General features: G+C 67.9%; 18 protein-coding genes. 6 read left to right on the top strand and 12 right to left on the bottom strand.

Annotated features, from left to right (window positions below; genetic code table 11):
- Positions 1-49: 49 nt before the first annotated feature.
- The 3 genes from ACFYZ8_RS02400 to ACFYZ8_RS02390 are packed head-to-tail and all read right to left on the bottom strand — an operon-like array spanning position 50 to position 2,563.
- The gene (locus tag ACFYZ8_RS02400; RefSeq protein ID WP_359031735.1) at positions 50-814 is read right to left on the bottom strand and encodes a TIGR03936 family radical SAM-associated protein; all 765 of its coding nucleotides are present in this window, start codon (positions 812-814) and stop codon (positions 50-52) included.
- 48 nt (positions 815-862) lie between these two features.
- Positions 863-2,020 carry a hypothetical protein gene (locus ACFYZ8_RS02395; protein ID WP_388536724.1) on the bottom strand — a complete coding sequence of 386 codons (1,158 nt, stop codon included), beginning with the start codon at positions 2,018-2,020 and terminating at the stop codon, positions 863-865.
- Between the two features lie 15 nt (positions 2,021-2,035).
- Positions 2,036-2,563: a GNAT family N-acetyltransferase gene (locus ACFYZ8_RS02390; protein WP_359031737.1), complete on the bottom strand. Its 528-nt coding sequence runs from the start codon at positions 2,561-2,563 to the stop codon at positions 2,036-2,038.
- A 92-nt stretch (positions 2,564-2,655) separates the two neighbouring features.
- Here ACFYZ8_RS02390 and ACFYZ8_RS02385 point away from each other — a divergent pair, with 92 nt between their 5' ends.
- The 4 genes from ACFYZ8_RS02385 (at position 2,656) to ACFYZ8_RS02370 (ending at position 5,452) form a co-directional block, all read left to right on the top strand.
- Positions 2,656-3,240, top strand: a complete 585-nt coding sequence (locus ACFYZ8_RS02385; protein WP_359031738.1) for a TerD family protein — start codon at positions 2,656-2,658, stop codon at positions 3,238-3,240.
- 173 nt (positions 3,241-3,413) lie between these two features.
- Positions 3,414-4,118 (top strand): DUF899 domain-containing protein, encoded by a 705-nt coding sequence (locus ACFYZ8_RS02380; protein ID WP_388536722.1) that lies wholly within the window; start codon positions 3,414-3,416, stop codon positions 4,116-4,118.
- A gap of 30 nt (positions 4,119-4,148) precedes the next feature.
- Positions 4,149-4,829 (top strand): NAD(P)H-dependent oxidoreductase, encoded by a 681-nt coding sequence (locus ACFYZ8_RS02375; protein ID WP_388536720.1) that lies wholly within the window; start codon positions 4,149-4,151, stop codon positions 4,827-4,829.
- A gap of 263 nt (positions 4,830-5,092) precedes the next feature.
- Positions 5,093-5,452 carry an ArsR/SmtB family transcription factor gene (locus ACFYZ8_RS02370; RefSeq protein ID WP_388536718.1) on the top strand — a complete coding sequence of 120 codons (360 nt, stop codon included), beginning with the start codon at positions 5,093-5,095 and terminating at the stop codon, positions 5,450-5,452.
- A gap of 59 nt (positions 5,453-5,511) precedes the next feature.
- Here the strand turns inward: ACFYZ8_RS02370 and ACFYZ8_RS02365 are convergent, their stop codons facing one another.
- Complete coding sequence (locus ACFYZ8_RS02365; RefSeq protein WP_388536716.1) at positions 5,512-6,042, bottom strand: SMI1/KNR4 family protein; 531 nt, start codon at positions 6,040-6,042, stop codon at positions 5,512-5,514.
- A gap of 601 nt (positions 6,043-6,643) precedes the next feature.
- Between ACFYZ8_RS02365 and ACFYZ8_RS02360 the strand changes: the two genes are divergently transcribed.
- On the top strand, positions 6,644-7,084 hold the full coding sequence (locus tag ACFYZ8_RS02360) for a hypothetical protein (protein ID WP_388536714.1): 441 nt from the start codon (positions 6,644-6,646) through the stop codon (positions 7,082-7,084).
- A gap of 57 nt (positions 7,085-7,141) precedes the next feature.
- On the opposite strand, the gene ACFYZ8_RS02355 is transcribed toward ACFYZ8_RS02360, so the two are convergent.
- Positions 7,142-11,395 carry a type IV secretion system DNA-binding domain-containing protein gene (locus ACFYZ8_RS02355; RefSeq protein ID WP_388536712.1) on the bottom strand — a complete coding sequence of 1,418 codons (4,254 nt, stop codon included), beginning with the start codon at positions 11,393-11,395 and terminating at the stop codon, positions 7,142-7,144.
- A gap of 469 nt (positions 11,396-11,864) precedes the next feature.
- On the opposite strand from ACFYZ8_RS02355, the gene ACFYZ8_RS02350 reads away from it, so the two are divergent.
- Positions 11,865-12,110: a hypothetical protein gene (locus ACFYZ8_RS02350; protein ID WP_388536710.1), complete on the top strand. Its 246-nt coding sequence runs from the start codon at positions 11,865-11,867 to the stop codon at positions 12,108-12,110.
- 441 nt (positions 12,111-12,551) lie between these two features.
- Here ACFYZ8_RS02350 and ACFYZ8_RS02345 read toward each other — a convergent pair whose 3' ends face one another.
- The 7 genes from ACFYZ8_RS02345 to mrdA all read right to left on the bottom strand — a co-directional run bounded on the left by ACFYZ8_RS02345 (position 12,552) and on the right by mrdA (position 23,148).
- A complete protein-coding gene (locus ACFYZ8_RS02345; RefSeq protein ID WP_388536708.1) occupies positions 12,552-14,477 on the bottom strand; it encodes a pentapeptide repeat-containing protein in 1,926 nt (641 codons plus the stop codon).
- Positions 14,478-14,650: 173 nt separating this feature from the next.
- The gene (locus ACFYZ8_RS02340; protein ID WP_388536706.1) at positions 14,651-14,953 is read right to left on the bottom strand and encodes a hypothetical protein; all 303 of its coding nucleotides are present in this window, start codon (positions 14,951-14,953) and stop codon (positions 14,651-14,653) included.
- 265 nt (positions 14,954-15,218) lie between these two features.
- On the bottom strand, positions 15,219-15,617 hold the full coding sequence (locus ACFYZ8_RS02335; RefSeq protein ID WP_388536704.1) for a hypothetical protein: 399 nt from the start codon (positions 15,615-15,617) through the stop codon (positions 15,219-15,221).
- A gap of 461 nt (positions 15,618-16,078) precedes the next feature.
- Entirely contained in the window at positions 16,079-18,043 is a 1,965-nt protein-coding gene (locus ACFYZ8_RS02330; protein WP_359031743.1) for a TIGR03960 family B12-binding radical SAM protein, read from the bottom strand.
- A 76-nt stretch (positions 18,044-18,119) separates the two neighbouring features.
- Positions 18,120-19,619 carry a CHAD domain-containing protein gene (locus ACFYZ8_RS02325; RefSeq protein WP_388536703.1) on the bottom strand — a complete coding sequence of 500 codons (1,500 nt, stop codon included), beginning with the start codon at positions 19,617-19,619 and terminating at the stop codon, positions 18,120-18,122.
- Positions 19,620-19,702: 83 nt separating this feature from the next.
- The gene (gene rodA / locus ACFYZ8_RS02320; RefSeq protein WP_388536701.1) at positions 19,703-20,902 is read right to left on the bottom strand and encodes a rod shape-determining protein RodA; all 1,200 of its coding nucleotides are present in this window, start codon (positions 20,900-20,902) and stop codon (positions 19,703-19,705) included.
- The gene (gene mrdA / locus ACFYZ8_RS02315) at positions 20,899-23,148 is read right to left on the bottom strand and encodes a penicillin-binding protein 2 (RefSeq protein WP_388536700.1); all 2,250 of its coding nucleotides are present in this window, start codon (positions 23,146-23,148) and stop codon (positions 20,899-20,901) included. The genes rodA and mrdA overlap by 4 nt, the downstream gene beginning before the upstream one ends.
- Between the last annotated feature and the right edge of the window lie 29 nt (positions 23,149-23,177).

Below are 23,177 nucleotides of genomic sequence, written 5' to 3'. Positions count from 1 at the left end.
CCCGAGTACCAGGGCTGCGCTACGACGCCCGTCCTTCGCGGGACCTTCCTTACGCCGGCGCCTTCGCGGCGGCAGTCGGTTCGGCCGTTGAGACGGCCTCGACTGCCTCGCGGTCGGGCGCGAGCGGGTCGGTCACCGTGCCGGTCTCTTCATCGAGCAGCCCCTGCGCCAGCCTGGTCACCGCTGCGGGGACCGGCGGCGCCAGGTCGGCCACGGCGCGGAGACCGGACAGGACGTCGTCGGGTCGAACGGCAGGCGTCACGTGCCGAACAACCAGCCGCAGTATCGCACAGGGCTGGTCGGTCGGCCTATCAGCGGGTTCACTGTGCGTTTCGAGCTGTACGACCGCGGGGCGGGCGTCGAAGGTCCGCAGGCCGTTCTTGGTGGTGCGCTGGACCTCGACCGCCTCGGCGGTGTTGAACGCGGCGACCGCGCGCTCGGCCTCGGCCGGGTCCACGCCGTCCAGCCTGAGCTCCCAGACGGAAGCGGTGAGCCGGTCGGCGAGTCCCGAGGTCCGGGCCTCGACCGCGTCGACGATGTCGAGCCCGGTGGGCAGCGACTCGTCGAGGAGGAGCCGGAGCTTCTCCGGGTCGCGCGCCTGGGTGAGCGCGATCTCCAGGTACTCCGCCTCACTGCCCGTGCCGGTGGGTGCGGCATTGGCGTACGACACCTTCGGATGCGGCGTGAACCCCGCCGAGTACGCCATGGGCACCTCGGCGCGGCGCAGCGCACGCTCGAAGGCGCGCTGGAAGTCACGGTGGCTGGTGAACCGGAGGCGGCCGCGCTTGGTGTAGCGCAGTCGGATGCGCTGCACCGCCGGTGCGGGCGGCGGGCCTTCGGGCTGTCGCTTGCCCAGTGTCGCTCAGTCCTTCGTGAGTGCGGTCGTACTGCTACCAAGAGTACGTGTGTCGGCGGCGGTCGGTTCCCGCCGGGCCACCGCTTCCCTCTGACGGGGTTCGCCGAAGAGCATCCGCCGGAAGTCGGCACGGGCCTCCCGCGCGGTCTCACGCGCGGAGGCGAGCGTGGCCCGGGTGATCCGGCCCACACTGCGCGCGGCCTCGGCGACGGGCCGCAGCACCACGTCCCGGACCAGGTGCCCGACGGGGGTCAGCACCTCGCGGTACACCCAGCGCACCGGCTCGACGAAGATCCACCGGAAGAGGGTCCCGAGGAACCGGCCGACGGCGAGGGAGATGTGCCCGGCGATCCGCCAGGCATGCCCGAGGGCGTCCCACACCTCCCGGCCGACCACGGCCAGGACCCGTCCCACCGGCGCGAGGATCCAGCGCCACAGGGCGATCGCGGGCAGGACGAGCAGGATCCGGGCGATCCAGTACAGGGCGACACCGATGCCGGTGACGAGGGCGCTCGCCAGCCAGGCGAGCCCTCGGGCGCACCAGACGATCGCCCGTCCGACGGGCGTGAGGATCCGGGCGAGCACGGCCCCGATGCCCTTGAGGAGCCATACGATCCCGTGCCCGACCGGAGTGAACAGGCGCGCGTACACCCATGCCGCCCCGGCCCCGATCCCCCGCACGACCCAGGCGATGCCGTGCCCGATCACCGCGCAGATCCAGCCGAGTCCGGCTCCGACGCCCTTGAGGAGCCATACGATCCCGTGCCCGACCGGAGTGAGCACGCGCGCGTAGACCCACGCCAAGCCGGCCCCGATCCCGCGCACGACCCACGCGATGCCGTGCCCGACCGGTGTCAGCACGTACCGGTACAGCCACACCAGCGGGATGACGAGGAACACCTTGCCGAGCCATCCGACCGCCTTGGCGACAGGCACGACCAGGTACCGCCACAGCGCCACGCAGGGCCAGACGACCAGCGCCCGCCACAGCGGCCGCAGCACACTGTCCCGCAGGAACCGCCCCACCACGACGAACGCGTCCCACACCATCCGCACGGGCACGACCAGCACGAGCACGACGATGCGTACAGGGATGCGAATCGCGACGGTCAGACATCCCTCGGGCGGGGACGCCTGCGGCGCGGGCTGCTTCTCCAGGTCCATAACGACGTAGACGCCTCAGTTCCCCGTACGGATCCAGTACCGCAGCTTCGCACCGCGCCGGTCCTCGAATTTTCCGCCATTGGCCTCGATCACCTTACGAGACGCGGTGTTGGTGGCGTCACAGGTGAGCAGCGCCCGGTCGATGCCGAGTTGACGGCAGACGGGCAGGGCGGCCGCGAGCATCGCCGTGGCGTGTCCCTTCCGGCGGGCGCCGGGGCGGACCGCGTAGCCGATGTGGCCGCCGAGCTCCAGCAGGAACGGGTTGAGCCGGTGACGGATCGACAGCCTGCCGAGGAAGACGTCGTCCTGGGCGTACCAGAGGTTCGTCATCTCCACCCAGTCCGGCCGGCGCGGCCGTTCCGGCTCCGCGAGCAGCATGTCCACGAAGGCCGCGAATCCCGCGGGCTCCCGCCACGTCCTCGCGTACGCATGGATCTCCTCGCCCACCAGCGCGGCCGGGTCGGAGCCCGCGTCGGTGAACTCCCGTACCGCGTCGAGGAAGGAGGCATGGAACCGGACGTCGGGCGGGGTGAGGTGCGGCATCGCCCCATGATGGCGAGACCGCGGGGCACCGGGCACCAGGTTTTCCGGGGCCCGTCCTGGGGTCCCGGCGAAAGCCCGTGCAGTATGTCCCCATGATTACGCTTACGAAGGAAGACGGACCCGCCGACCTGGACGGCGTGACCCATCTGTCCATAGGGGTCTCCTGGGACCCCACCGCGGGCGCCAGCGGCGGGGTGATCGGCAAGCTCCGCCGGAAGACCGGCACGGACCTCGACCTGATCGCCATCGCCATGCACGACGGCGACCCCGTGCGCCTGGCGGGCCTCGACTCGCTCGACCCCATCGGCAACGGCTCCCTGCTGCACAGCGGCGACAACCAGACCGGCCACGGGGACGGCGACGACGAGACGGTCACCGTCGAGTTCGCGAAGCTCCCGCCGCACATCACCTCGATCGTGTTCGTCGCCGCCGCCTACAAGAAGGGCAGCTCCTTCCAGAAGGCCCGCAACATCAGTTTCAAGGTCTACGACGCCACCGGCGGCAGCTCCCAGCAGGTCGCCGACATCTGGCCGAGCATGCTCACCCAGGACAACGGCTGCGCGGTCGCCAAGGCCGTGCGGGTCGGCACCACCTGGAAGCTCGAGGTCATCAACGTCACCGGCAAGATCAAGCAGGGCGACGAACTGGCCCTGATGCGCTTCGCCGCGAGCAAGTAGGAACGCGAGCAGGCGGTCTCAGCAGGGGGAGGGCGGTCTCGGCCGCCCCGTCGCCCGCCTTCTTCTGCTGCTGCGTTCCCCTGAATCCGGCCGCCGACCGATGAGTTTCAGGGCCCGGCCCGGTCTACCCCCGCACAAGCGAAAACCGTGCACGCACTCCGCGAGGGGATCCCATGACCGCACACGCACTACCCCCTGTCGTCGACACCGAGACGTGGCAGCACCGGCTCGACGAACTGCGAGCCCGGGAGAAGGCCGCCACCCGGGAACTCGACGCCATCGCCGCCGAGCGCCGCCGTCTGCCGATGGTCGAGATGCCGGACTACACGTTGGAGGGCGAGGACGGCCCCGTACGCCTGGCGGACGTCTTCGAGGACAGGCGGCAGCTGATCGTCTACCACCACATGTGGTCCGCCGGCCAGGAGTGGCAGTGCCCGGGCTGCACCGGCTTCACCTCGCAGTACACCCGCCTGGAGTTCCTGGACAACTACGACGCACGGTTCGTGGTCGTCACCCAGGGCCCGATCCAGGAGGCCCTCGCCTACAAGCACCGGGTCGGCAACCGGATGCCCTGGTACTCGACCGCCGGCAGCTCCTTCGGAGCCGACGTCGGCGCCCCGCCCGGCGGCGGCTTCGCGGTCAACGTCTTCCTCCGCGACGGCGACACCGTCTACCGCACCTGGCACACGACCGGCCGCGGCACCGAGCAACTCGGCCACACCTTCGCCCTGATCGACCTCCTCCCCTACGGCCGCCAGGAGGAATGGCAGGACTCCCCCGAGGGCTGGCCCCAGTCCCCCACGTACAGCCGCTGGGCCACGTCGAAGGACATCGCGGCGCTGTACGGCCCGGACGGCGGCAACTCGCACTCACATTGACGTATCGCAATTCGTCGATATGATCTCGGCATGTCGACCTCCACCGCCGTTCCCACCGCCCTGATCGTTCACGCCCATCCCGAGCCCGACTCGTTCAGCACCGCCCAGATGGCCACCGCCGCTCAGGCTCTCCGTGGCGCCGGCTACCGGGTCGACGTCCTGGACCTCTACGACGACGCCTGGGCCCCGGTCCTCGCCCGTGCGGAGTTCGCTCCCGTGGAGGGGCCGTTCAAGCCGCAGGCCGAGCAGATGCGCGCCGTCCAGGACGGCACACTGGACGAGGCCGTCAAGGACCATCTGGAGCGGCTGCTCGCCGCCGATCTCCTGGTGCTGTCGTTCCCGCTGTGGTGGTTCTCGCTGCCTGCCATCCTCAAGGGATGGATCGACCGGGTGTTCGTCATGGGCGCCCTCTTCGGCGGGGACCACGGGCTCTTCGGCGACGCCGCGCTCGCCGGCAGGCGGGCGATGCTGCTGCTCACGACCGGCGGCTCCCGTGAGGCGTTCCGGCCCGGTGGCGCCTTCGGCGCGATGGACGACTTCCTGTTCCACATCCACCGCGGAATGCTGGAGTTCGTCGGCTACCAGGCCCTCGAACCCGTGATCACCTACGGGCCGGCCCACCTGACCGACGAGGAGAGGGCGGCGGCACTGGAGGCGGTCCGGGCATCCGTCGCGCTCACCGCGACGGACACGCTCTCCGCCGTCCGTTGAGGACGCGGCAGGACCACACCGACGCAGGGAGCCGGGCCCGGCCGTACAGGCGATGGCACGCCGATCATGAGCGCCGCCGTCACCGCCGCCATGGCCGGCACCGGCGCCTCGGCCATCCTCGGCGTCGAACTCCTGGGCGATCCGGTGGCCGTAGAAGCCGGAGAGGGAGCCGCTCACGAACTCGCCGTGGCCGCAACGCATCGACTATCGTCGATACGATCACAGCCGGCTCCGCTTCAGCACCGGAAGGCGCACGACGACCTATGCCCGCCACAGGCGACCCCGCGGCCCTGATCGAATCCCTCAAGGCGCTCGCCAATCCCGTGCGGCTCCAGGTGCTTGAGTGGCTGCGTGATCCGGAAGAGCACTTCCCGGTCGACCCGGCTGTCACCGATCCGCGCGCGGTCGGCGTCTGCGTCAGCCATATCCAGGCCAAGACCGGACTCGCGCAGTCCACGGTCTCGGCCTATATGGCGGTGCTCGAACGCGCGGGTCTCGTGCGCTCCACACGTGTCGGGAAGTGGACCCACTACCGGCGCGACGAGGAGCGCATCGCGTTGCTCGTCGAGGAATTCAAGCGCGGAGTCGGGGAAGCGCGCACCGGAGATCTGCTTTCTCCATGAGCTCCGGACCCGGACCGCTGCTGCGGCGCTCCGAGCTCACGGACGCTGCCTGGTCCCGGTCAACGCCACTCGATACCGCCGTCCACCACGTGAGCGTCCGTGCTCAGGAGATCGGCCAGTTCATCGAAGAACTCCGCCAGCGAGCTGTGGGTCCCGAAGCGGTTCATGCCCCCGTCGCTCCATTCCCCCACCGCACCTGTCCTGACGTCAATGAACCGTCCGTACAGTTCGTCGCCCTCGGCGACGAACGGGAACCACTCGCGGCGCCACACCAGGACTTCGTCGTCCTCGTCATCAGGTACGTCGCCAGTCCTCTGGAAACCCATCCGCCGCTCATACACCTTGACCAGCTCGGCAGCGGACAGAAAATGCCACCCGTACGGTACGAAACTGCTGCCGGGGCCCGGAAGCAGCCATCCCTGCCGGGTCTCCCTCATCTCCACGCCGTTGTTGACGAGAAGCCAGACCCGCACCTCTTCGGGCAGTGGCAGCCCCAGTTTGCTCTCCGCTTCGCTGATCTGCTCCGGCGTCGCGGGGGGTTGCAATGCCGAAGCGTTCTTCGGAGCATTCCGCTCCAGCCACTGCGTCACACGACCCCATGCCCGACGCACTTCATCCGCCCCACTTGCCATGCGCCGCACTATCGCACAATGACCGGGCCCAGGGCTCCGGTGTCATGCGTCATGCGTCATGCGTCATGCGTCATGCGGTGTGTGACGAACTGCCAGCTCAGCGGTGCCCTCGAAGGGCGGCAGCGACGTTCGACGGGCCACTGCGACACCGCAAAACGAGTGTTCCGCTCACGTCAGTGCGTGTGACCGCTCGAAGCCGGCGTCGGACCACCGTTCTTGACCGTCAGCGGCAGCAGCTTCTTCCCCGTCGGACCGATCTGAATGGACGTGCTGCCCAGCTCTGCAAGGGTGATCGCGGTGAGGTCTGGTTACGACGGACGACCGAGGGCTCCGCGACGACGCAAGACGGCCCGGCCGACACCTCGGGTGTCTAATTTTGCTTCGGATCTGCAGGAGCGGTCACCTGAGCAACTGTTGTAAGTGTGGCGCGAGCCGCCGTCGTTATTAGCCACCGTGGTGTCGTGGGGCTTCAGGCCGGTTCGGTGCATGGCCAGCGGGGTAGTGGGCTCGGGGGCGAGCGGCCGGGGGACAAGTGGCCGGGGCCAGAGGGGGCGCATCGATGTCTGCCGAACTGTGGGTGGCTCTGAGTTCACCCGTCGTCGCCGTCTGTCTTACGGTCTGGAGCTTCAGACGTACCTCCAGAGCTGACCGGCTGCGCGCGTTCTTCGAGGTACAGGAGCGCTACCTGGACGCGGAGGTGCGCGCGGGACGGCGCCTGTTGCACCGGACGGTCGCGGGGCGGGAGAGTCACGAGATCGCGGCGCTGCCCGAGGAGGTGGCCAGTCGCATCGGGCACGCCCTCGCGGTGATGAACTCCATAGCCATCGCCTGCGAGGGCAGGTACGTCGACACGGACATGGTCGCCCGCAGCATGGGCCGCTCCTACGCGGCCGCAATGGCGGCAGCCGTACGCTACATCGACCATGTCGAACAGCAGCGCGGATTCCGGCCGTATCCCTTCGCCGAACGCTTCGCGCAGAGCCTGCGGCAGCGGACCTGAGAAGGCCTGTCAAGGCGTAGGGAAGCCCTCGGCTTCGTTCGTCCCCGCGGGTTCTCGTCATCCTGCCGGGTCGGTGCCTTCCCTGATCCTGTGCAAGGCGCTACGGGTCTCCCAGAGGAGCGCGGCCCTCTCACGGCTGACCACGGTCTTGTAGTGGGGCAGATGCGCCGCGAGCCAGGCTTGGCCCACCGCTTCGCCGTCGGGACCGTCGAGGATGCGCTCGAACTCCTCCACCTGCTCGTCACTGAGCTGCTCGGTCAGCACGGTACCGACACGCAGCTCCAGTGTCTCCTGGTAGGCGCGGTGGAAGGATGCGAGGTCGTCGTCGGACAGGTGGGACAGAACCAGGTCCTCCGCAAGGTGCTGCCGACTCGTCCGGGGGTCCGATTCGTCTGCGGCCGGGGCGCCGGGTTCCGATTTCCCGTCCGGTCCATCCGGCGCCCGCCTCGAGGATGGCTCCCGGCGGCGTCGCACCACTGCTCGCTGGACGGAGGCCACGCGTAGCAACGGAGCGCGCAGGACCGCGGCCACGCGGAGAAGTTCCCGTCTGCGGGCGCTGCCGTCGGTGCCGGACCCCTCGATACCGGAACGAGCTTCCTGCCGTGTCGTGAGCCACTCGTCCACGAAGCTCGATGACTCTGATGTGCCAGAGGGCCACGCGCGGTCTCCCCCGGCCGGACGACGTCGCCGTGTGCGGCCCAGGTAGTCGCGTACTGCGGCCTGGGTGCGGCTCTCCCGCTCCTCGTCCTCGGCTCGAAGTTCGTTCCGGGAGCGCCACAACCCCTGTTCGATCATGCGGGCGCGCACGCTGTCCCGGGCTGCGGGCAGTCCGAGGTCGGAGTCGGCGCCAGGCGGTTGGAGGGTGAACGTATGGGACTCGCCCGCGTACAGCATCTGAGCGACGCCCCGGTGGTTCCCGGGGGTGCGCAGGATGTCGGCCGACACGTCGAGCTCCTCGGCCAGTTGCTTTGCGTCTCGATTCGAGACGCCGAATACAATGCGGTTGGCGACGTTCCCGAGGATCGCCGACAGCACGTTGTCGGAGGTGGACCCCGTGAACCGGGAGAACGCGTTGAGCTGGTGCAGATTCTGGTGGGCGAGCACCAGGCTCAGGCCGAACTTCCTCGCTTCCGCGACCAGTTCGTCGAAGCCGGTGACGGCGAAGGCCTGGAACTCGTCGACGTACATGTAGACGGGGTCCGCCTTGTCACCTTGCCGCCGCCATCGGGCATAGACGGCCTTGCGAACCCGCTCCTGGATGAAAGTGCCCAACAGTGCGGCGGCCGACCTGCTCATCTCCCACTCGGGGAGCTTGACCAGCAGGATTCCGCCGCGACTGATCACGCCCTCGATGGAGACGGTCGAGGTGCCCCCCGCCAGTACCTTCCCCAGGGCCCCGTCCTGCTGCAACTCGCTGAACTTGGACAGCACCCAATGCAGCACCTCGGCGATCTGGTCGTTCCGCTGCTGCTCGAATATCTCCCAGCGTTCCTTCAGGTCGGAGTCTGTGAGCAGATCCTTGATCCAGCGCCGCCTGTCGCTGCTGCGCAGGACGCGGACGAGGTCGATCACGCCGGGGGGTTTGAACGGGTAGTCGTCGTGGGTGATGGACTCCAGGGCCAGCCGCACAATCTCCTCGAAGCGCGGCCCGTAGAACTCGTGATAGGACTGCTGCACCATCAGGCGGATGAACTCCTCGATGGCAAGCTCCGCTTCCGCCTTGCCACGCACGTCCAGATCAAGCGGGTTGAGCACAGGCAGGAACTCGGGATCCCCGAGGTCCAGCAGGATCACCTCGTCCTCCCGGCCAGCGGTGTGGCCCAGCAGGTAGTCGACCAGGTCGCCGTGCGGGTCGATGACAACCACCGATCTGTCGGCCTGGATGTCCTGCCGGGCCATGTGCTTGAGCATGTTCGTCTTGCCGGACCCCGTGCGGCCCACGACGTAGGTGTGGCGCAGCCTGGCCTTGGCGTCCAGGCGCACCTCCACGCGCTGGTCCTCGCGGCCGTGGGCCAGGTGCGCGGTACCCAGACTGATGCCGTCGATGGGTAGCGTGATGCTCGGCAGGGAGAGCGACTGGGGACGTCGGTGCAGCAGGCCGCGCCCTTCGATCCTGCCGTAGGGAGGGTGGAAGACGCGCAGTGTCTCGGCAGGACTCAGCCGGGTTGCCCCCTGCGGTGCCGGGCCGCCGGGGGCCAGCGTGTCAGACGCCAACTCGTCCGACACGATGTCGAACGGCACCCCCCGGAATAGCCACAGTCCGATGCTGCGCAACACCGCGTCGCCGAGCCGTTCGTCGGAGGCGACATGGATCTGGAGACCGAGGTTGCGCATGTCCGCGGATTCCTGGCCGACACGGATGAAGAAGGCCGCTGCGTCCCGTTCCTCATCACCGAAGAGCCCGGCCTCCTCGGGCCAAGCGGTGGCGCGCTCGGCCGACGGCTCCCTCTCCGGTAGGCGGCGGCAGGTCATCTGCACGGTCACCTGCGGCTTGAGGGCGCGCAGATAGTCGATGAGGCCGCCCCAGTCCTCCTGCACCGGGGGCACGGTTGCCTCCCGGGGGCGCAATTCCACCAGGAACGGCGCCTCCAGAGCGGCCTGACCGGCCGTTGGGGAGAGGTCCCAGCTACCGCTGAAGGCCACCCCGAGCTGCTGCCCGATGCCTTCGGCCAAATCCTCCGCCACTGCCGGATCGCTGCTCTCGGTGAGCGCCAGGACGTCGAAGAACGGCGCCAGGTTCCCGCTGGTCTGACGGACCGTGATGACGCGGTACAGCAGCCGGACGCTGGTGTCGTCGACCAGGGAGAGCGTGCGCAGCACGCCGAGTTGGCGCGGAAGGCTCCGGACCGCACTCTCGCCGCTGTACTGGCCGAGGCGCGCCGAGTAGAAGAGCGTGAACTCCTTTGGGCCGCTGCCGTCGTCCGGAGCCGGAGCCGATGGCGTGATGCGCTGGTACCTGAGGCGGATCAGCGGCCCGAGTCTGCGGCGGGCCCGGTTGACGGTGTCGATCAGCTCACCGAGCCCGTCGACGCTGGGATCCTCCAGCAGGGGATGCCAGTGCTCGTGGAGCTTGTTCAGGGCCGCATAGCGGAGTTCGGGTTCCGACTGCACCTGGGTGAGAACGAGATGCGTCTTCAGGGTGACAAAGTCCGGGGCGCCCAGCAGCTGCCGTCTTTTCTGCCCTCTCCGCAGAGTCTTGACCGCCATGAGCAGGACCGGGTTCGCCTCGACGAGACTCTTCTCGGCGGCGGCCAGGAACCCGGTGTACCGGCCGTCGGCGTACTGGTCCAGGGACCAGGTCAGCATCGGACGTGCCAGTGCACCCGCGGTCGCGGAGGTATCGGTGCCGTCGTCCTCGTAGAGTAAGGCGGCCCGCAGGTGGATACGGTTCTGCGGGGGCTTGGTCGAACTGGGCCGGGTGGCGAAGCCCGCGAAGTCGGCGGAGACGATCGCTTCGCCCGCGGGGAGGGGGTCCGTGCCCAACTCGCGGCTGACGAAGAGTCCAGCCACGTCTGGTGCGAGGATGGCGCTGCCACCGAGTTCGGCGTGGTTCGCGAACACGGTGGCGAAGTTGCGCGGGAGTTTGAGGAAGTCATCGGTGGGTTTGGATAGCGCGGTGACCAGCACTACGTCCGGTGGTCTCTCCCCGCCGTCGAAGTCCCGCCGGAGATTGACGTAATCCATACAGATGGCAAGTCCCAGCTCGTAGGAGCGATCACCTTTGGTGATTTTCACCCGTTTGGGTCCCTGACCGCGGGCGATGCTCTCACCGTGTGCGGGGTCCTGCTTGGTGACGAGGGACAGTTCCTCCTGGCTCACGAAGACAGCGGTGTTGCACTCGACGGCATCCTCGGCCTCGGGGAAGCCGTGTTGCACGAGTGTGCTCGCGTCCGGAAGACGCAGATGACCAATGCCGGCGTAGATGCCCAGCCGGTTGCGGTATCCGACGAGCACAGGCACCAGTTCCGCGGGGATCGAGCACTCGGGGAAGACGACAAGGTCGACATGGTGCGCCACGCAGAACTCGAGTACCTGCTTGATCTTGAGCTCGGTTGAACGCAGCCGTTCGCGCCGTGCGGCGTCCAGGGCGTCGTCGGTCCTCGACTCGACCTCTTCGCTGAGGTCGAGTCCCGCGAGGGCGATCTCACCGTCTTTATCGGCGGACTCGAGCGGAAGGCCGAGCAGCGGTTCGTCGGGCAGCCAATAATTGCCCTGAAACTTGCGGACGTTGGGCACGTAGGCCAACTGGACCGCGGCGAGGCGCAGAACATGGTCGCTGGTACGGGTCGCGGAACTCGGCTCGTCGGCCAATGATGCCCCCTGCTGTTGCCCAACCGACGCGAAGCGCACGGCGCTTGCGTACATCTCACGGTACTGCGTCCGGCCACAACGGCGCCTCCCTGCCCTCGGGTGTCTCAGGCGCCATCCACTTACCGAGCAACGGGCTTGTCTGGTCGAAAGGGTTTCTGAGCGGGTGATCGCGCCGGGGATGGTCCAGAAGGCAAGGTCCCTTGGTAGGTCAGGGGTGCCATCTCGTCCGAGCAGTCCCAGCAGACCCAGGTGCCCAGTCCTTGCGCACCACCGTGCTGTTCGCCGTCGTCTTACTCGCCAGCCTCACTGCCTGCGGGAGCAGAGATGAAGCCCGCTCCTCAGCCGCGCATCCGAAGGGCACGCCAACCGTCGGCAGGCAGGACTATCTCAGGTTGGACAGTGCCCTGCATTAGAGGACGTCTTGATTGGTGTTGAGTAGTGCTCTGGCATGGGGATGGTGGAACGACTCGTGCCTGATGAGTTGTGGGAGATCTTCCTGAACGTGGCGCCGCAACCACCAACTCGTATGCAGGGTGGAGGCCGTCGTCAATGTGCTGACCGCGCGGTGCTGGCCGCGATCACCGCGCGCACGCTCGCCGAGTCGTGGGACGACCTGTATCCAGCCAACCAGGGCTGGGGCATGCTGCAGGCCGACGCCAACGACCTACTGACAACAGGCGTGAACGTCTACTGTCCGCAGTACTGGAAACGGTGAAGCAAGACCTTGAGGCCAATGGCGGCCTCTGAGGGCTGCGGGAAGCATGGCACCGCTTCGCCGAGCCGATGCGACGAGGGGCAGCGCTCCAGCCCGCGCTGCCACTCACCCTCTGAGCAGACATCGAAGGCGCCCTCAGACGGCGGCAAAGGGGTCCAAGGCCCAACTGGCTCGAGCGGCTGCCGCCGACTCAAAGCCCGACGGCAGCCAACACAGCAGTCACCTCGTCCTCTGTAGCCCTTCCAGCGCCTCAACCACCCACCCGATCGAGCGCCCCACTCACCTCAGTGCGAGTGCCCGCTCGCAGCCGGCGCCGCGTTCTTCACCGTCAGCGGCAGCAGCTTCTTCCCCGTCGGACCGATCTGAATGGACGTGTCCATCTGCGGACACGGTGTTAGGGAAATCCACTGGTGACCTTGCACTCGACAATGGCGCCGGTTGCTACCGTTTCACCCGATTGCGAACCGCGAGGGCAGCCATACCGAGGAGGACTGGCTCCGTCAGACGGGAGAGTGTTTCGATGTAGGTGCCGGCGGTGGTGACATGCTGGTCGGATGAGTGGAAGACGACCGCGTTGATCACCACTCGGAGGCCCTTCTCGAACCGCTCGCCTGATATCCGTTCCTGAAGTGGTCCAATGGGGTTGGCCGGGTCGGGGGTGTCAGTGGTGAGCTGGATGTCCTGACCGGTCACCTTCCCCGTAGAAACCGACTTCGGATCATTAACGGCCAGGCCCCACAGCATCATCGCCAGCAATGTTGAAGTTATGGCCAACAGCAGCCAACCCAGAGCCCGGGTGGCCCGCAGACCGTAGCCAGAGAGCGCCCAGTAGGTGGTGAGCAGGTGGCGTTCGGCGCGGGAAGTACTGGAGTCATGGCGCCGCATCTCCATCTCACCGTAATAAAAGTCGGCAGCTCCCGGCTCATTCTTGCAGTCCTCGAAAGACTTACGCAGAGCCCGGTACACCGGAGCTAGCTGAGCCGGCCCGACGGGCCCAGTACCCAACACAGCCGTGTTCCACCCTCGGATTGCCTCCGGTCGACCGGCACGCCAGTGATGTTCTTCGGCCAGAGTGCGGCGCTGCGTAAACCACACGGGGTGCCCATTCCACCAGTGCGTATGGGATGGGACCACGTCGAATGAGCAGGTGCCCTCCAGCCGCAGCTGGTCGAGATGCACAGTCCCTGTAAACAGGCAACGCGACAGGTTGACGTCGGCGAGCACAAGGTGGGCAGCATCCACGCCTCGAAGCGAAGCCACCCAGACCGTGGCTTCGGTAGCTCTGGAGAGAGCTTGTTCGTCCACCGACGTTCCATCAGATAGGCGGAAGCGGCCCTGCTCTGCAATGATCGTGAGCGGGTGTTCGAAGACAGAGTGGGCGAAGTCCACTGTGGCGTACCGCAGTTGCAACGTAGCCGTTGACGACCAATGCGTCCGCCAACACTCCAGACGTCGTGCGGCGATCGCGATGGTTACGGGACAGTTGAACATCGCCCCCGACAGAGTCACCTGCCCTAAACAGACCAACGGCCCCAGACCAGCCGACCGCTCGAAGACCGCTGACGTGAACCGGGCGTTGCCCTTGAAGACTGCCGACCGAAAGTCGGCGTCGCCTTCAAAGATCGCTAACCCGAATCGAGCGTCGCCCTCGAAGGTCGCCGATCTGAACCAGGCGTTGCGCTCGAAGACCGCCGACTTGAAGGCAGTGTCCTTGAACAGCACTGATGTGAATCGGACGTCCCCCTTGAAGACTGCCGACCTGAACCGGGCTTGATCCTTGAATGTCGCCGTCCGGAAGTCGGTGTAACCTTCGAAGATCGCCGATTCGAACCAGGCAGCTCCCTCGAAGGTTGGCGACACGAACGCAACATCGTGCCTGAAGGTCACCGCCGCGAATCCAGCAACGGACGCGAAAGTCGTTAACTCGAACCAGGTGACGCCCACGAAGGTTGCCGACCCAAACCAGGCATTACCCATGAAGGTTACGGATACGAAGTTGGCCGTGCCCTTGAACGTCGCTAATCGAAAGTCGGCATTTCTCTCGAAAATCGCCGACCGGAAGTCTGCGGTGCCCTCAAATGTCGCTGATCGGAAGTCGGCATGCCCGAGGCGGACAGCTCTTGTGACAGGATCGCGGAGGGCATCTAGCAGCTGTGTAAGCAGGAGGGCATCTAGCTCAGTGCCTCGGTGGTCCACGGCGCTGCCGGGGCCAAGTCGGCTGAAATGAGTGGCGCGCTCGCGATCGGTGAGATGGCGCAGGCACCGCCCGAACGGCTCGATCCGGTGGCCGCGGCAGCCAACCGGATCATCCAGGCCGACACCCTGTGCGCAGTGCGGCCAGGGTGGCGCGGCGGGCAGGGACGTCATAACAAGAAGAGACGTCTGCGGGAGCCAGCCAGTTGCGCACGGAGGTCGGGCAAGCCGACCAAGCAGGTCCGAACCACCACCCGTCCAGGCGGCGGCAGAGGGGGTCTCGGCACATCGTCCAAGGACTCTTGACCATCAGCGACAGCAATTTCTCGCAGCCGGTGAGGGTCCCGTCAGACAGCAACACCTGGAATCAGCGCCACCAACCCGGAAAGGAAGCTGCCCAGCGCTGCGAGGGTGACGAGCGTGGCTTTGCCGTCCGAGAACAGCCCGGAGCAGAACTCGCGCACTCGCCGCCGGAAGATCAGCATCTTGAGCTTCTGCCAGCGGTGTTGATGAATGTGACAGCCCATGAGGATGCCGGTGGCGTTGTTGCGGCAGCCGTCGGTCCGTCCTCGGACCGGTGCCCCGCAGGTCACCGGAGCTTGGAAGAAGGACCACAGAAGGACCAAGGCTGACAGGGTGATGATCACCACTGGGCCACCTGCCGCGTTGATCCATGCCGCGATAAGAAGCGCCCCGGCGAGGACACCCCACCACTGCCCCAAACCACCGAGCCGACTGCTTCTCGCCCCCGAAGTCGCCATGCCAGTAATCGTGGCTACGGACCTACCGAATCATGCAGCCAGCGAACGATATGACCGAAAGGAGACCCGGAGGGCTCATACCCACTCCACCGCCGAGGCGATCCGCGACGGACCTCCAAGACCTGTCGCGTCAGCCTCCATCGGCATGTGCGGGTCAGTAGCTGGCAGTGCGGTCAAAGCTGGTGACGTTGAGCTTGATGCCCTTCACGCTCTTGAGCGTCGTGGGGTACTCGCCCCGAGCCGTCTGCCCGGGTTGCACGTTGGTCTCCAGCTGCGAGCCGTCCTCCACGCGCGTGCCGTCGGCGTCGACCGCCTCCCAGTCCCAGGAGTAGTTGGACTTCTCGCTGCTGCTGTTCTTGATCGACCAGACGAGCCAGATGTTGCTGATACCGGCTTGTGAGCGGTCGTCGAGCTGGAAGCTGATGAGGTCAGCTCGTTCCCCTGCAGGTTCCCGCGTCTGCCTCTGCTGCGTCTTCGCAGTGGGCACTGAAGTGGTGCTCTCGTCCTTGTCCCCGGACGCGATCACCAGCACGACGATGACGATCACGACCACCGCGGCCAGGGCACCGGCACACCCCCAGAGACAGCCACGACCCCATCTCTTCTTCTGCGGTGGCCCAGGAGGTGATGTCCACTGTCCGGGAGGGGAAGAGGCCTGGCCCGGACTTCCCCACCGTGGATTACCCCCTGGCGGCTCGCTCGCTGACATGGCGCCTCCTCCGTCGCGGATAACGCCACGCTAGGAAGCCATGAGGCCCGTCGCGAACGAAGAGCAGCCACTCAGGCGACAGCCACCGGGCACGGGGCTCTACCGAGGCTCGCAACCCCTCAGGCCCACTCCCCCTCGGAAGGGACAGTCGCCGAGCCTCCAGCGGGCCGGAGAGGCGTTCTCGCCTCCTCCGGCACAATCGCCCGCCGCTCGCTCTCCGCCCCGAGCGCCCTCAGGACAGCAGCCGTCTCCTCTTCGCTGCCGTCCCCGAGGGCATCCACGATGCGCCTAACGCCCCACTCACCTCAGTGCGAGTGCCCGCTCGCAGCCGGCGCCGCGTTCTTCACCGTCAGCGGCAGCAGCTTCTTCCCCGTCGGACCGATCTGGATGGACGTGTCCATCTGCGGACACACCCCGCAGTCGAAGCAAGGCGTCCACCGGCAGTCCTCGACCTCCGTCTCGTCGAGGGCGTCCTGCCAGTCCTCCCAGAGCCAGTCCTTGTCCAGGCCGGAGTCCAGGTGGTCCCAGGGGAGGACCTCCTCGTACGTCTTCTCGCGGGTGGTGTACCAGTCGACGTCCACGCCGAACGCGGGCAGCGTCTTGTCGGCGCAGGCCATCCAGCGGTCGTAGGAGAAGTGCTCGCGCCAGCCGTCGAAGCGGCCGCCGTCCTCGTAGACGGCGCGGATCACCGCGCCCACCCTCCTGTCACCCCGCGACAACAGGCCCTCCACGATGCCCGGCTTGCCGTCGTGGTAGCGGAAGCCGATCGAGCGGCCGTACTTCTTGTCGCCGCGGATCTTGTCGCGGAGCTTCTGCAGGCGGGCGTCCGTCTCCTCGGCCGAGAGCTGCGGGGCCCACTGGAAGGGGGTGTGGGGCTTGGGGACGAAGCCGCCGATCGAGACCGTGCAGCGGATGTCGTTCTGGCCGGAGACCTTGCGGCCCTCGGCGATCACCCTGGTCGCCATGTCGGCGATCTGGAGGACGTCCTCGTCCGTCTCCGTGGGGAGGCCGCACATGAAGTACAGCTTCACCTGGCGCCAGCCGTTGCCGTACGCCGTGGAGACCGTGCGGATGAGGTCTTCTTCCGAGACCATCTTGTTGATGACCTTGCGCATGCGCTCCGAGCCGCCCTCGGGGGCGAAGGTCAGGCCGGAGCGGCGGCCGTTGCGGGTCAGTTCGTTCGCCAGGTCGACGTTGAAGGCGTCCACGCGGGTGGAGGGGAGGGACAGGCCGATCTTGTCCTCCTCGTACCGGTCCGCCAGGCCCTTCGCGATGTCGCCGATCTCCGAGTGGTCCGCCGAGGACAGGGAGAGGAGACCGACCTCCTCGAAGCCCGTCGCCTTCAGGCCCTTCTCGACCATGTCGCCGATGCCCGTGATGGAGCGCTCACGGACCGGGCGGGTGATCATGCCCGCCTGGCAGAAGCGGCAGCCGCGGGTGCAGCCGCGGAAGATCTCCACGGACATGCGTTCGTGGACCGTCTCGGCGAGGGGGACGAGGGGCTGCTTGGGGTACGGCCACTCGTCGAGGTCCATGACGGTGTGCTTCGACACCCGCCACGGCACCCCGCTCCGATTCGGTACGACACGGGCGATACGGCCGTCCGGCAGGTACTCGACGTCGTAGAACGCCGGGATGTACACCCCGCCGGTACGGGCCAGGCGGAAGAGGACCTCCTCGCGGCCGCCCGGCCGGCCCTCCGCCTTCCACTCGCGGATGATCCTCGTCATGTCGAGGACGGCCTGCTCGCCGTCGCCGATGATCGCCGCGTCGATGAAGTCGGCGATCGGCTCGGGGTTGAAGGCCGCGTGGCCGCCGGCCAGCACGATGGGGTCGTCGAGGCCACGATCGCGGGACTCCAGCGGGATGCCCGCCAGGTCCAGGGCCGTCAGCATGTTGGTGTAGCCCAGCTCCGTGGAGAAGGACAGGCCGAACACGTCGAAGGCGCCCACCGGGCGGTGGCTGTCGACCGTGAACTGCGGGACCCGGTGCTCCCGCATCAGGGCCTCCAGGTCCGGCCACACGCTGTACGTGCGCTCGGCGAGGACGCCCTCCTGCTCGTTCAGGACCTCGTAGAGGATCATGACGCCCTGGTTGGGGAGACCGACCTCGTACGCGTCCGGGTACATCAGTGCCCAGCGGACGTCGCAGGACTCCCACGGCTTGACGGTGGAGTTGAGCTCACCGCCGACGTACTGGATCGGCTTCTGCACATGCGGGAGCAGGGCTTCGAGCTGCGGGAACACCGACGCGGCGGTTTCGGCTGACATCTCGCACTTCCATGGACGGACAGGGGTGACCATCTAGCGTAACGCGGCCGCGGCCACCCCCTGCACGCCCGGACGGTCAGAGGGCGTCCGCCGCCCCCTTGATCCCGTCCCAGGCCCCCGGCAGTTCAGCCTCCACCGTCGCCGCCCGCTGCTCCTCGCGCCCGTACAGCAGTCCGTACGTGAAGGCGCTCTCCCCCGCCGCGTGGGCGACGGCGGACAGCTCGCGCAGGGTCTGCCGGGCCATCACGCTGTCCTGGTGCTCCCCCAGCAGGTTCTGGAGCGACTTCATGGACTTGACCATGGCCTTGGCGGAGTCCCCGAGGGCCGGCCGGGCCGCCTCGGCCGCGTAACGGGTGCGCTTGGTCTTCTTGCGGGCCTCGTGGATCGCGACGTCCCGGTCGGTGCCGGGCTCCAGCTCCAGGGCCCGCCCGACGAGCCCGGAGACCTTGCGGAAGTCCTTCCGCACGGCCTTGGCGATCACCTTGTGCGGCTTCTTCCCGGCCGCCTTCAGCAGCGGCGGGGCGGCGATCAGCGCGTCCAGGGCGTCGAGCAGGGCGAGATAGCGATGGGAGTCCAGCACCCCGATCAGGCGTGCGCTCGCCCCGCCGGGGCTGTCCCCGGCCCAGACGCTCAGGCGTTCGGCGACCGGCCCGGAGACCAGCGCCCCGGGTACCTCGTCCAGGGCCGCGGACAGCCGCTCGCTGAGCACCTCGCGGTCGCGGTCCACGCCCAGCTCGCCGGCCAGCCACTTCAGCTCGTCGCCGATCGGGTCGGTGACAGCCCGGTCCAGGACCTTGCCGTACGACTTGAAGGTGCTGCGCATCCGGCGGGTCGCGACGCGCATGCTGTGCACGGAGTCCTCGGCGTCCTGGCGGACCGCCGGGTCGAGTTCGAGGATCGCGTCCCGCTGGGCGCGGACGTACGCGAGGACGTGGTCGCCGGCGGTCACCGGATCCGCGGTGGCGGGGCGCTTCTTCCTGGGGGCGGTCTCCGCGAGGGCCCGGGCCAGCTTCGAGGACGATCCGGACGGCCGTACGCCCGCCTTGCGCAGCCGCTTCTCCACCTTGTCGAGGAGGGCCGGGTCGCCGCCGTCGGCGAGCTCGACCTCGATCTCGGTCCACTGGGCGTCACCGACGCCGCCGCTGAGCCGCTCGGCGTGTACGGCGTCCACGCTGACCTCGGCGAGCAGCCGGCCCTCCCCGTCCAGGAGGTGGCGCACATCGCGGTCCGAGCGCAGCCGGACCACGGGCTGCAGTTCGACGTCCCGGGTGCGGGAGCGGACCAGGGCGGCGAGTTCGTCCGGGAGGGTGTCGGAGAGCGGGGCGCGGATCTCGTCGCGCACGCCCTCGGCGACGGGGAGCTTCAGGTGCCAGCCGGCGTCCGATCCGCCCGTACGGCGGCGCAGGGTGATCGAGGACGCCATGAGGCGTTCGTCGGCCGTGTCGTAGTAGGTGGCGTCCAGCTGTGCGACCCCCTTGTCGACGACAGCCTCGACCCCCGCGACTCCGGTCAGGTCCGGCAGGCCGCTGTCGTCGGACTCATATTTGCGTTCGATCTCCCGCTTTGTGTCCGCCATGATTCAAATCTAGTGGTCGGCCCCCGCTTCCGGCAGGGGGCCGCAGCCACCCGGCTCATCCCAACTCACCCCGGCTCACCCGGCTACGCTGACATCGGCCGCTGCACCCTGATCGACTGCAGGAGTCCCACCGCCACCCACACCGCGAACATCGACGATCCGCCGTACGACACGAACGGCAGCGGCAGACCGGTGACGGGCATGATCCCGAGGGTCATGCCGATGTTCTCGAAGGCCTGGAAGGCGAACCAGGCGACGATCCCGGCGGCCACGATCGTGCCGTACAGCTCGGTCGTCTCGCGGGCGATCCGGCAGGCCCGCCACAGGACGACCCCGAGCAGGACGATGATCAGTCCCGCGCCGACGAAGCCCAGTTCCTCGCCGGCGACCGTGAAGACGAAGTCGGTCTGCTGCTCCGGCACGAACTGGCCCGTGGTCTGCGAGCCGTGGAAGAGGCCCGCACCGGTCAGTCCGCCCGAACCGATGGCGATCCTGGCCTGGTTGGTGTTGTAGCCGACGCCGGCCGGGTCGAGGCTCGGGTTGGCGAAGGCGGCGAAGCGGGCGATCTGGTACTCGTCGAGGATCCCGAGCTGCCACACCGCGACCGCGCCGAGCGTCCCGGCGCCGAGCAGTCCGAACACCCAGCGGTTGGAGGCGCCGGAGGCGAGCAGCACACCGAGCACGATGATGACCATGACCATGACCGACCCTAGGTCGGGCATGAGCATCACGATCAGCATCGGTACGGCGGCCAGGCCCAGGGCCTGGAGCACCGTGCGGTGGTCGGGGTAGGGCTTGTCGCCCGCGTCGACGCGGGCCGCGAGGAGCATCGCCATGCCCAGGATGATCGAGATCTTCACGAACTCCGAGGGCTGGAGCGAGAAGCCGCCGCCGAACACGATCCAGGAGTGGGCGCCGTTGACGGTGGAGCCGAGCGGGGTGAGCACCAGCAGGATCAGGAAGAGCGAGGCGCCGTAGAGCAGGGGTACGGCGGTGCGCAGGGTGCGGTGGCCGACCCACACCGTGCCGATCATCAGGGCGAACCCGATGCCGGTGTTCATGATGTGCCGGATCAGGAAGTAGTAGGGGTCGCCCTGGTTGATCTCGGTGCGGTTGCGGGTCGCCGAGAAGACCAGGACCGAGCCGATCATGGACAGGGCGAGAGCCGAGAACAGTATCGGCCAGTCGAGGCGGCGGGCCAGCGAGTCGCGGGCCAGCAGCCGGGTCCAGCCCGCGCGTGCGGGGCCGTACCCGGAGACCTGGAAGCTGTTGGCCCCGGTCATGTGAGCATCCTCCGGTTTCCCCGCTGGCGGCGGCGCCTGCGGGTGTCACGGTTCCCGCCGGTCGACGTGTTCACGGTCGCGCCCTGCTGTGTCTCGTCCGGCTCGGGCGCGGCCTCCTGGCTCGCCCGCTGGTCCTTGGCCGGGTCCTTGGAGATCTTCGGGGACTTGATGGTCCCGTCCGTCTGGACCTTCGGCAGGCTCTTCTCGGGGGTCGGCAGCAGGGCGTTCTTCTTGTCGATGGTGCCGTCGGCCGAGACGCCGTACAGGGCGTTGTAGATCTTGCGCACGGCTTCACCCGAGGCGCCGGAGCCGGTACCGGCCTGGGCGATCGTCATGACGACCGTGTAGTCCTTGGAGTACGTGGCCAGCCAGGACGTGGTCTGCTTGCCGTAGACCTCGGCGGTGCCGGTCTTGGCGTGCAGCGGGATCTTGTCCTGCGGCCAGCCGCCGAACTTCCAGGCGGCCGTACCGCGGGTGACGACGCCTTCCAGGGCGGCGTCCATGCCCTTGAGGGTGGCCTTGCTGACGGGAAGCCGGCCGGTCGGCTTGGGCTTGATCTCCTGGACGGTCCTGCCGTCGGCGCTGATGATCGCCTTGCCGATGCTCGGCTGGTACATGGTCCCGCCGTTGGCGAGCGCCCCGTAGATCCTGGCCTCCTGGATCGGGGTGACGAGGGTGTCGCCCTGACCGATGGAGTAGTTGATGGAGTCGCCCTCGCGCATCTTGTTGCCTTCGAGGCAGTTCTCGTACGCGATCTTCTCGACGTAGCTGCCGTCCTTCTTGCCGGTCCTGCACCAGGCGTCCTTGTTGGCCTTCCAGTAGGACTCCTTCCACTGGCGGTCGGGGACGCGCCCGGTGACCTCGTTGGGGAGGTCGATGCCGGTCTCCTTGCCGAGACCGAACTGGTGGGCGGCCTTGTAGAAGTAGTCCTTCGGCTCGCCCTTCTTGGGGTTGATGCCGCCGTCCTTCTTCCACTCCCGGTCGGCGAGGCCGTAGAAGACGGTGTCGCAGGAGACCTCCAGGGCGCGGCCGAGGGAGATGGGGCCGAAGCTCTCGCCCTCGAAGTTCTTGAAGACCTGGCCGCCCACCGAGTACGAGCTGGTGCAGGGGTAGCCGCCGTCCCACTCGTAGCCGGCCTCGACCGCGGCGGCCGTGGAGACCACCTTGAACGTCGAGCCGGGCGCGGACTGACCCTGTATGGCCCTGTTGAGCAGCGGGTAGTCGGAGCCCTTGCCGGTGAGCTTCTTGTAGTCCTTGGCGGAGATGCCGCCGACCCAGACGTTCGGGTCGTAGGTCGGGGCGGAGGCCATGGCGACGATGCGGCCGGTCTTGGCCTCCATCACGACCACGGCACCGGAGTCGGCCTTGTAGTTCTCGCCGGTGATCTTGTCGAACTGTGTGCGGGCGATCTTCATCGCCTGGTTCAGCTCGTACTCCGCGACCCGCTGGACGCGGGCGTCGATGCTGGTGACGAGGTTGGCGCCGGGCTGGGCCTCGTCGGCCTCGGCCTGGCCGATGACGCGGCCGAGGTTGTCGACCTCGTAGCGGGTGACGCCGGCCTTGCCGCGCAGCTGCTTGTCGTACTGGCGCTCCAGTCCCGAGCGGCCGACCTGGTCGGAGCGCAGGTAGGGCGAGTCGGTGTCCTGGGCCTTGGTGATCTCCTCGTCGGTGACCGGGGAGAGGTAGCCGAGGACCTGGGCGGCGTTGGACTTGCCGGGGGCGGCGTAGCGGCGCACGGCCTCCGGCTCGGCGGTGATGCCGGGGAAGTCCTCGGCGCGCTCGCGGATCTGGAGGGCCTGCTTGGGGGTGGCCTCGTCGGTGATGGGGATGGGCTGGTACGGCGAGCCGTTCCAGCAGGGCTGGGGGGTCTTGGCGTCGCAGAGCCGGACCTTGAGCATGACGTCCTTGGCCGGCATCCCGAGGACCTTGGCCAGCTTGGTGAGGACGGCCTTGCCGTCGTCCCTCATCTTCAGCAGGTCGGTGCGGGAGGCGGAGACCACCAGGCGGGTCTCGTTGTCCGCCAGGGGCACTCCGCGGGCGTCCAGGATGGAGCCGCGTACGGCGGGCTCGACGACCTGCTGGACGTGGTTCCCGGAGGCTTCCTTGGCGTACGCGTCGCCCTCGCGGATCTGGAGGTACCAGAGGCGGCCGCCGAGGGTGCCGAGAAGGGACAGCACCAGGATCTGGATGACGACGAGCCGGATCTGGACCCGTGGGGTCCGTCCGGTCTCGGGGATGTTGGTCACTGCGGCTGCCGCCCCCTCTCAGTGTGTGT

This window comes from Streptomyces sp. NPDC001668, assembly GCF_042893155.1.
Taxonomy (GTDB): Bacteria; Actinomycetota; Actinomycetes; order Streptomycetales; family Streptomycetaceae; genus Streptomyces.
Note: the sequence above shows the minus strand (reverse complement) of the source record. Positions and strands in the feature narration are given on the sequence as shown.

Bases quoted from the DNA above. Each gene is read 5' to 3' on its own strand.
- ACFYZ8_RS02395 (WP_388536724.1), bottom strand. From the start codon at position 2,020: ATGGACCTGGAGAAGCAGCCCGCGCCGCAGGCGTCCCCGCCCGAGGGA.
- ACFYZ8_RS02390 (WP_359031737.1), bottom strand. From the start codon at position 2,563: ATGCCGCACCTCACCCCGCCCGACGTCCGGTTCCATGCCTCCTTCCTC.
- ACFYZ8_RS02385 (WP_359031738.1), top strand. From the start codon at position 2,656: ATGATTACGCTTACGAAGGAAGACGGACCCGCCGACCTGGACGGCGTG.
- ACFYZ8_RS02380 (WP_388536722.1), top strand. From the start codon at position 3,414: ATGACCGCACACGCACTACCCCCTGTCGTCGACACCGAGACGTGGCAG.
- ACFYZ8_RS02375 (WP_388536720.1), top strand. From the start codon at position 4,149: ATGTCGACCTCCACCGCCGTTCCCACCGCCCTGATCGTTCACGCCCAT.
- ACFYZ8_RS02370 (WP_388536718.1), top strand. From the start codon at position 5,093: ATGCCCGCCACAGGCGACCCCGCGGCCCTGATCGAATCCCTCAAGGCG.
- ACFYZ8_RS02360 (WP_388536714.1), top strand. From the start codon at position 6,644: ATGTCTGCCGAACTGTGGGTGGCTCTGAGTTCACCCGTCGTCGCCGTC.
- ACFYZ8_RS02345 (WP_388536708.1), bottom strand. From the start codon at position 14,477: ATGACGTCCCTGCCCGCCGCGCCACCCTGGCCGCACTGCGCACAGGGT.
- ACFYZ8_RS02330 (WP_359031743.1), bottom strand. From the start codon at position 18,043: ATGTCAGCCGAAACCGCCGCGTCGGTGTTCCCGCAGCTCGAAGCCCTG.
- ACFYZ8_RS02325 (WP_388536703.1), bottom strand. From the start codon at position 19,619: ATGGCGGACACAAAGCGGGAGATCGAACGCAAATATGAGTCCGACGAC.
- rodA (WP_388536701.1), bottom strand. From the start codon at position 20,902: ATGACCGGGGCCAACAGCTTCCAGGTCTCCGGGTACGGCCCCGCACGC.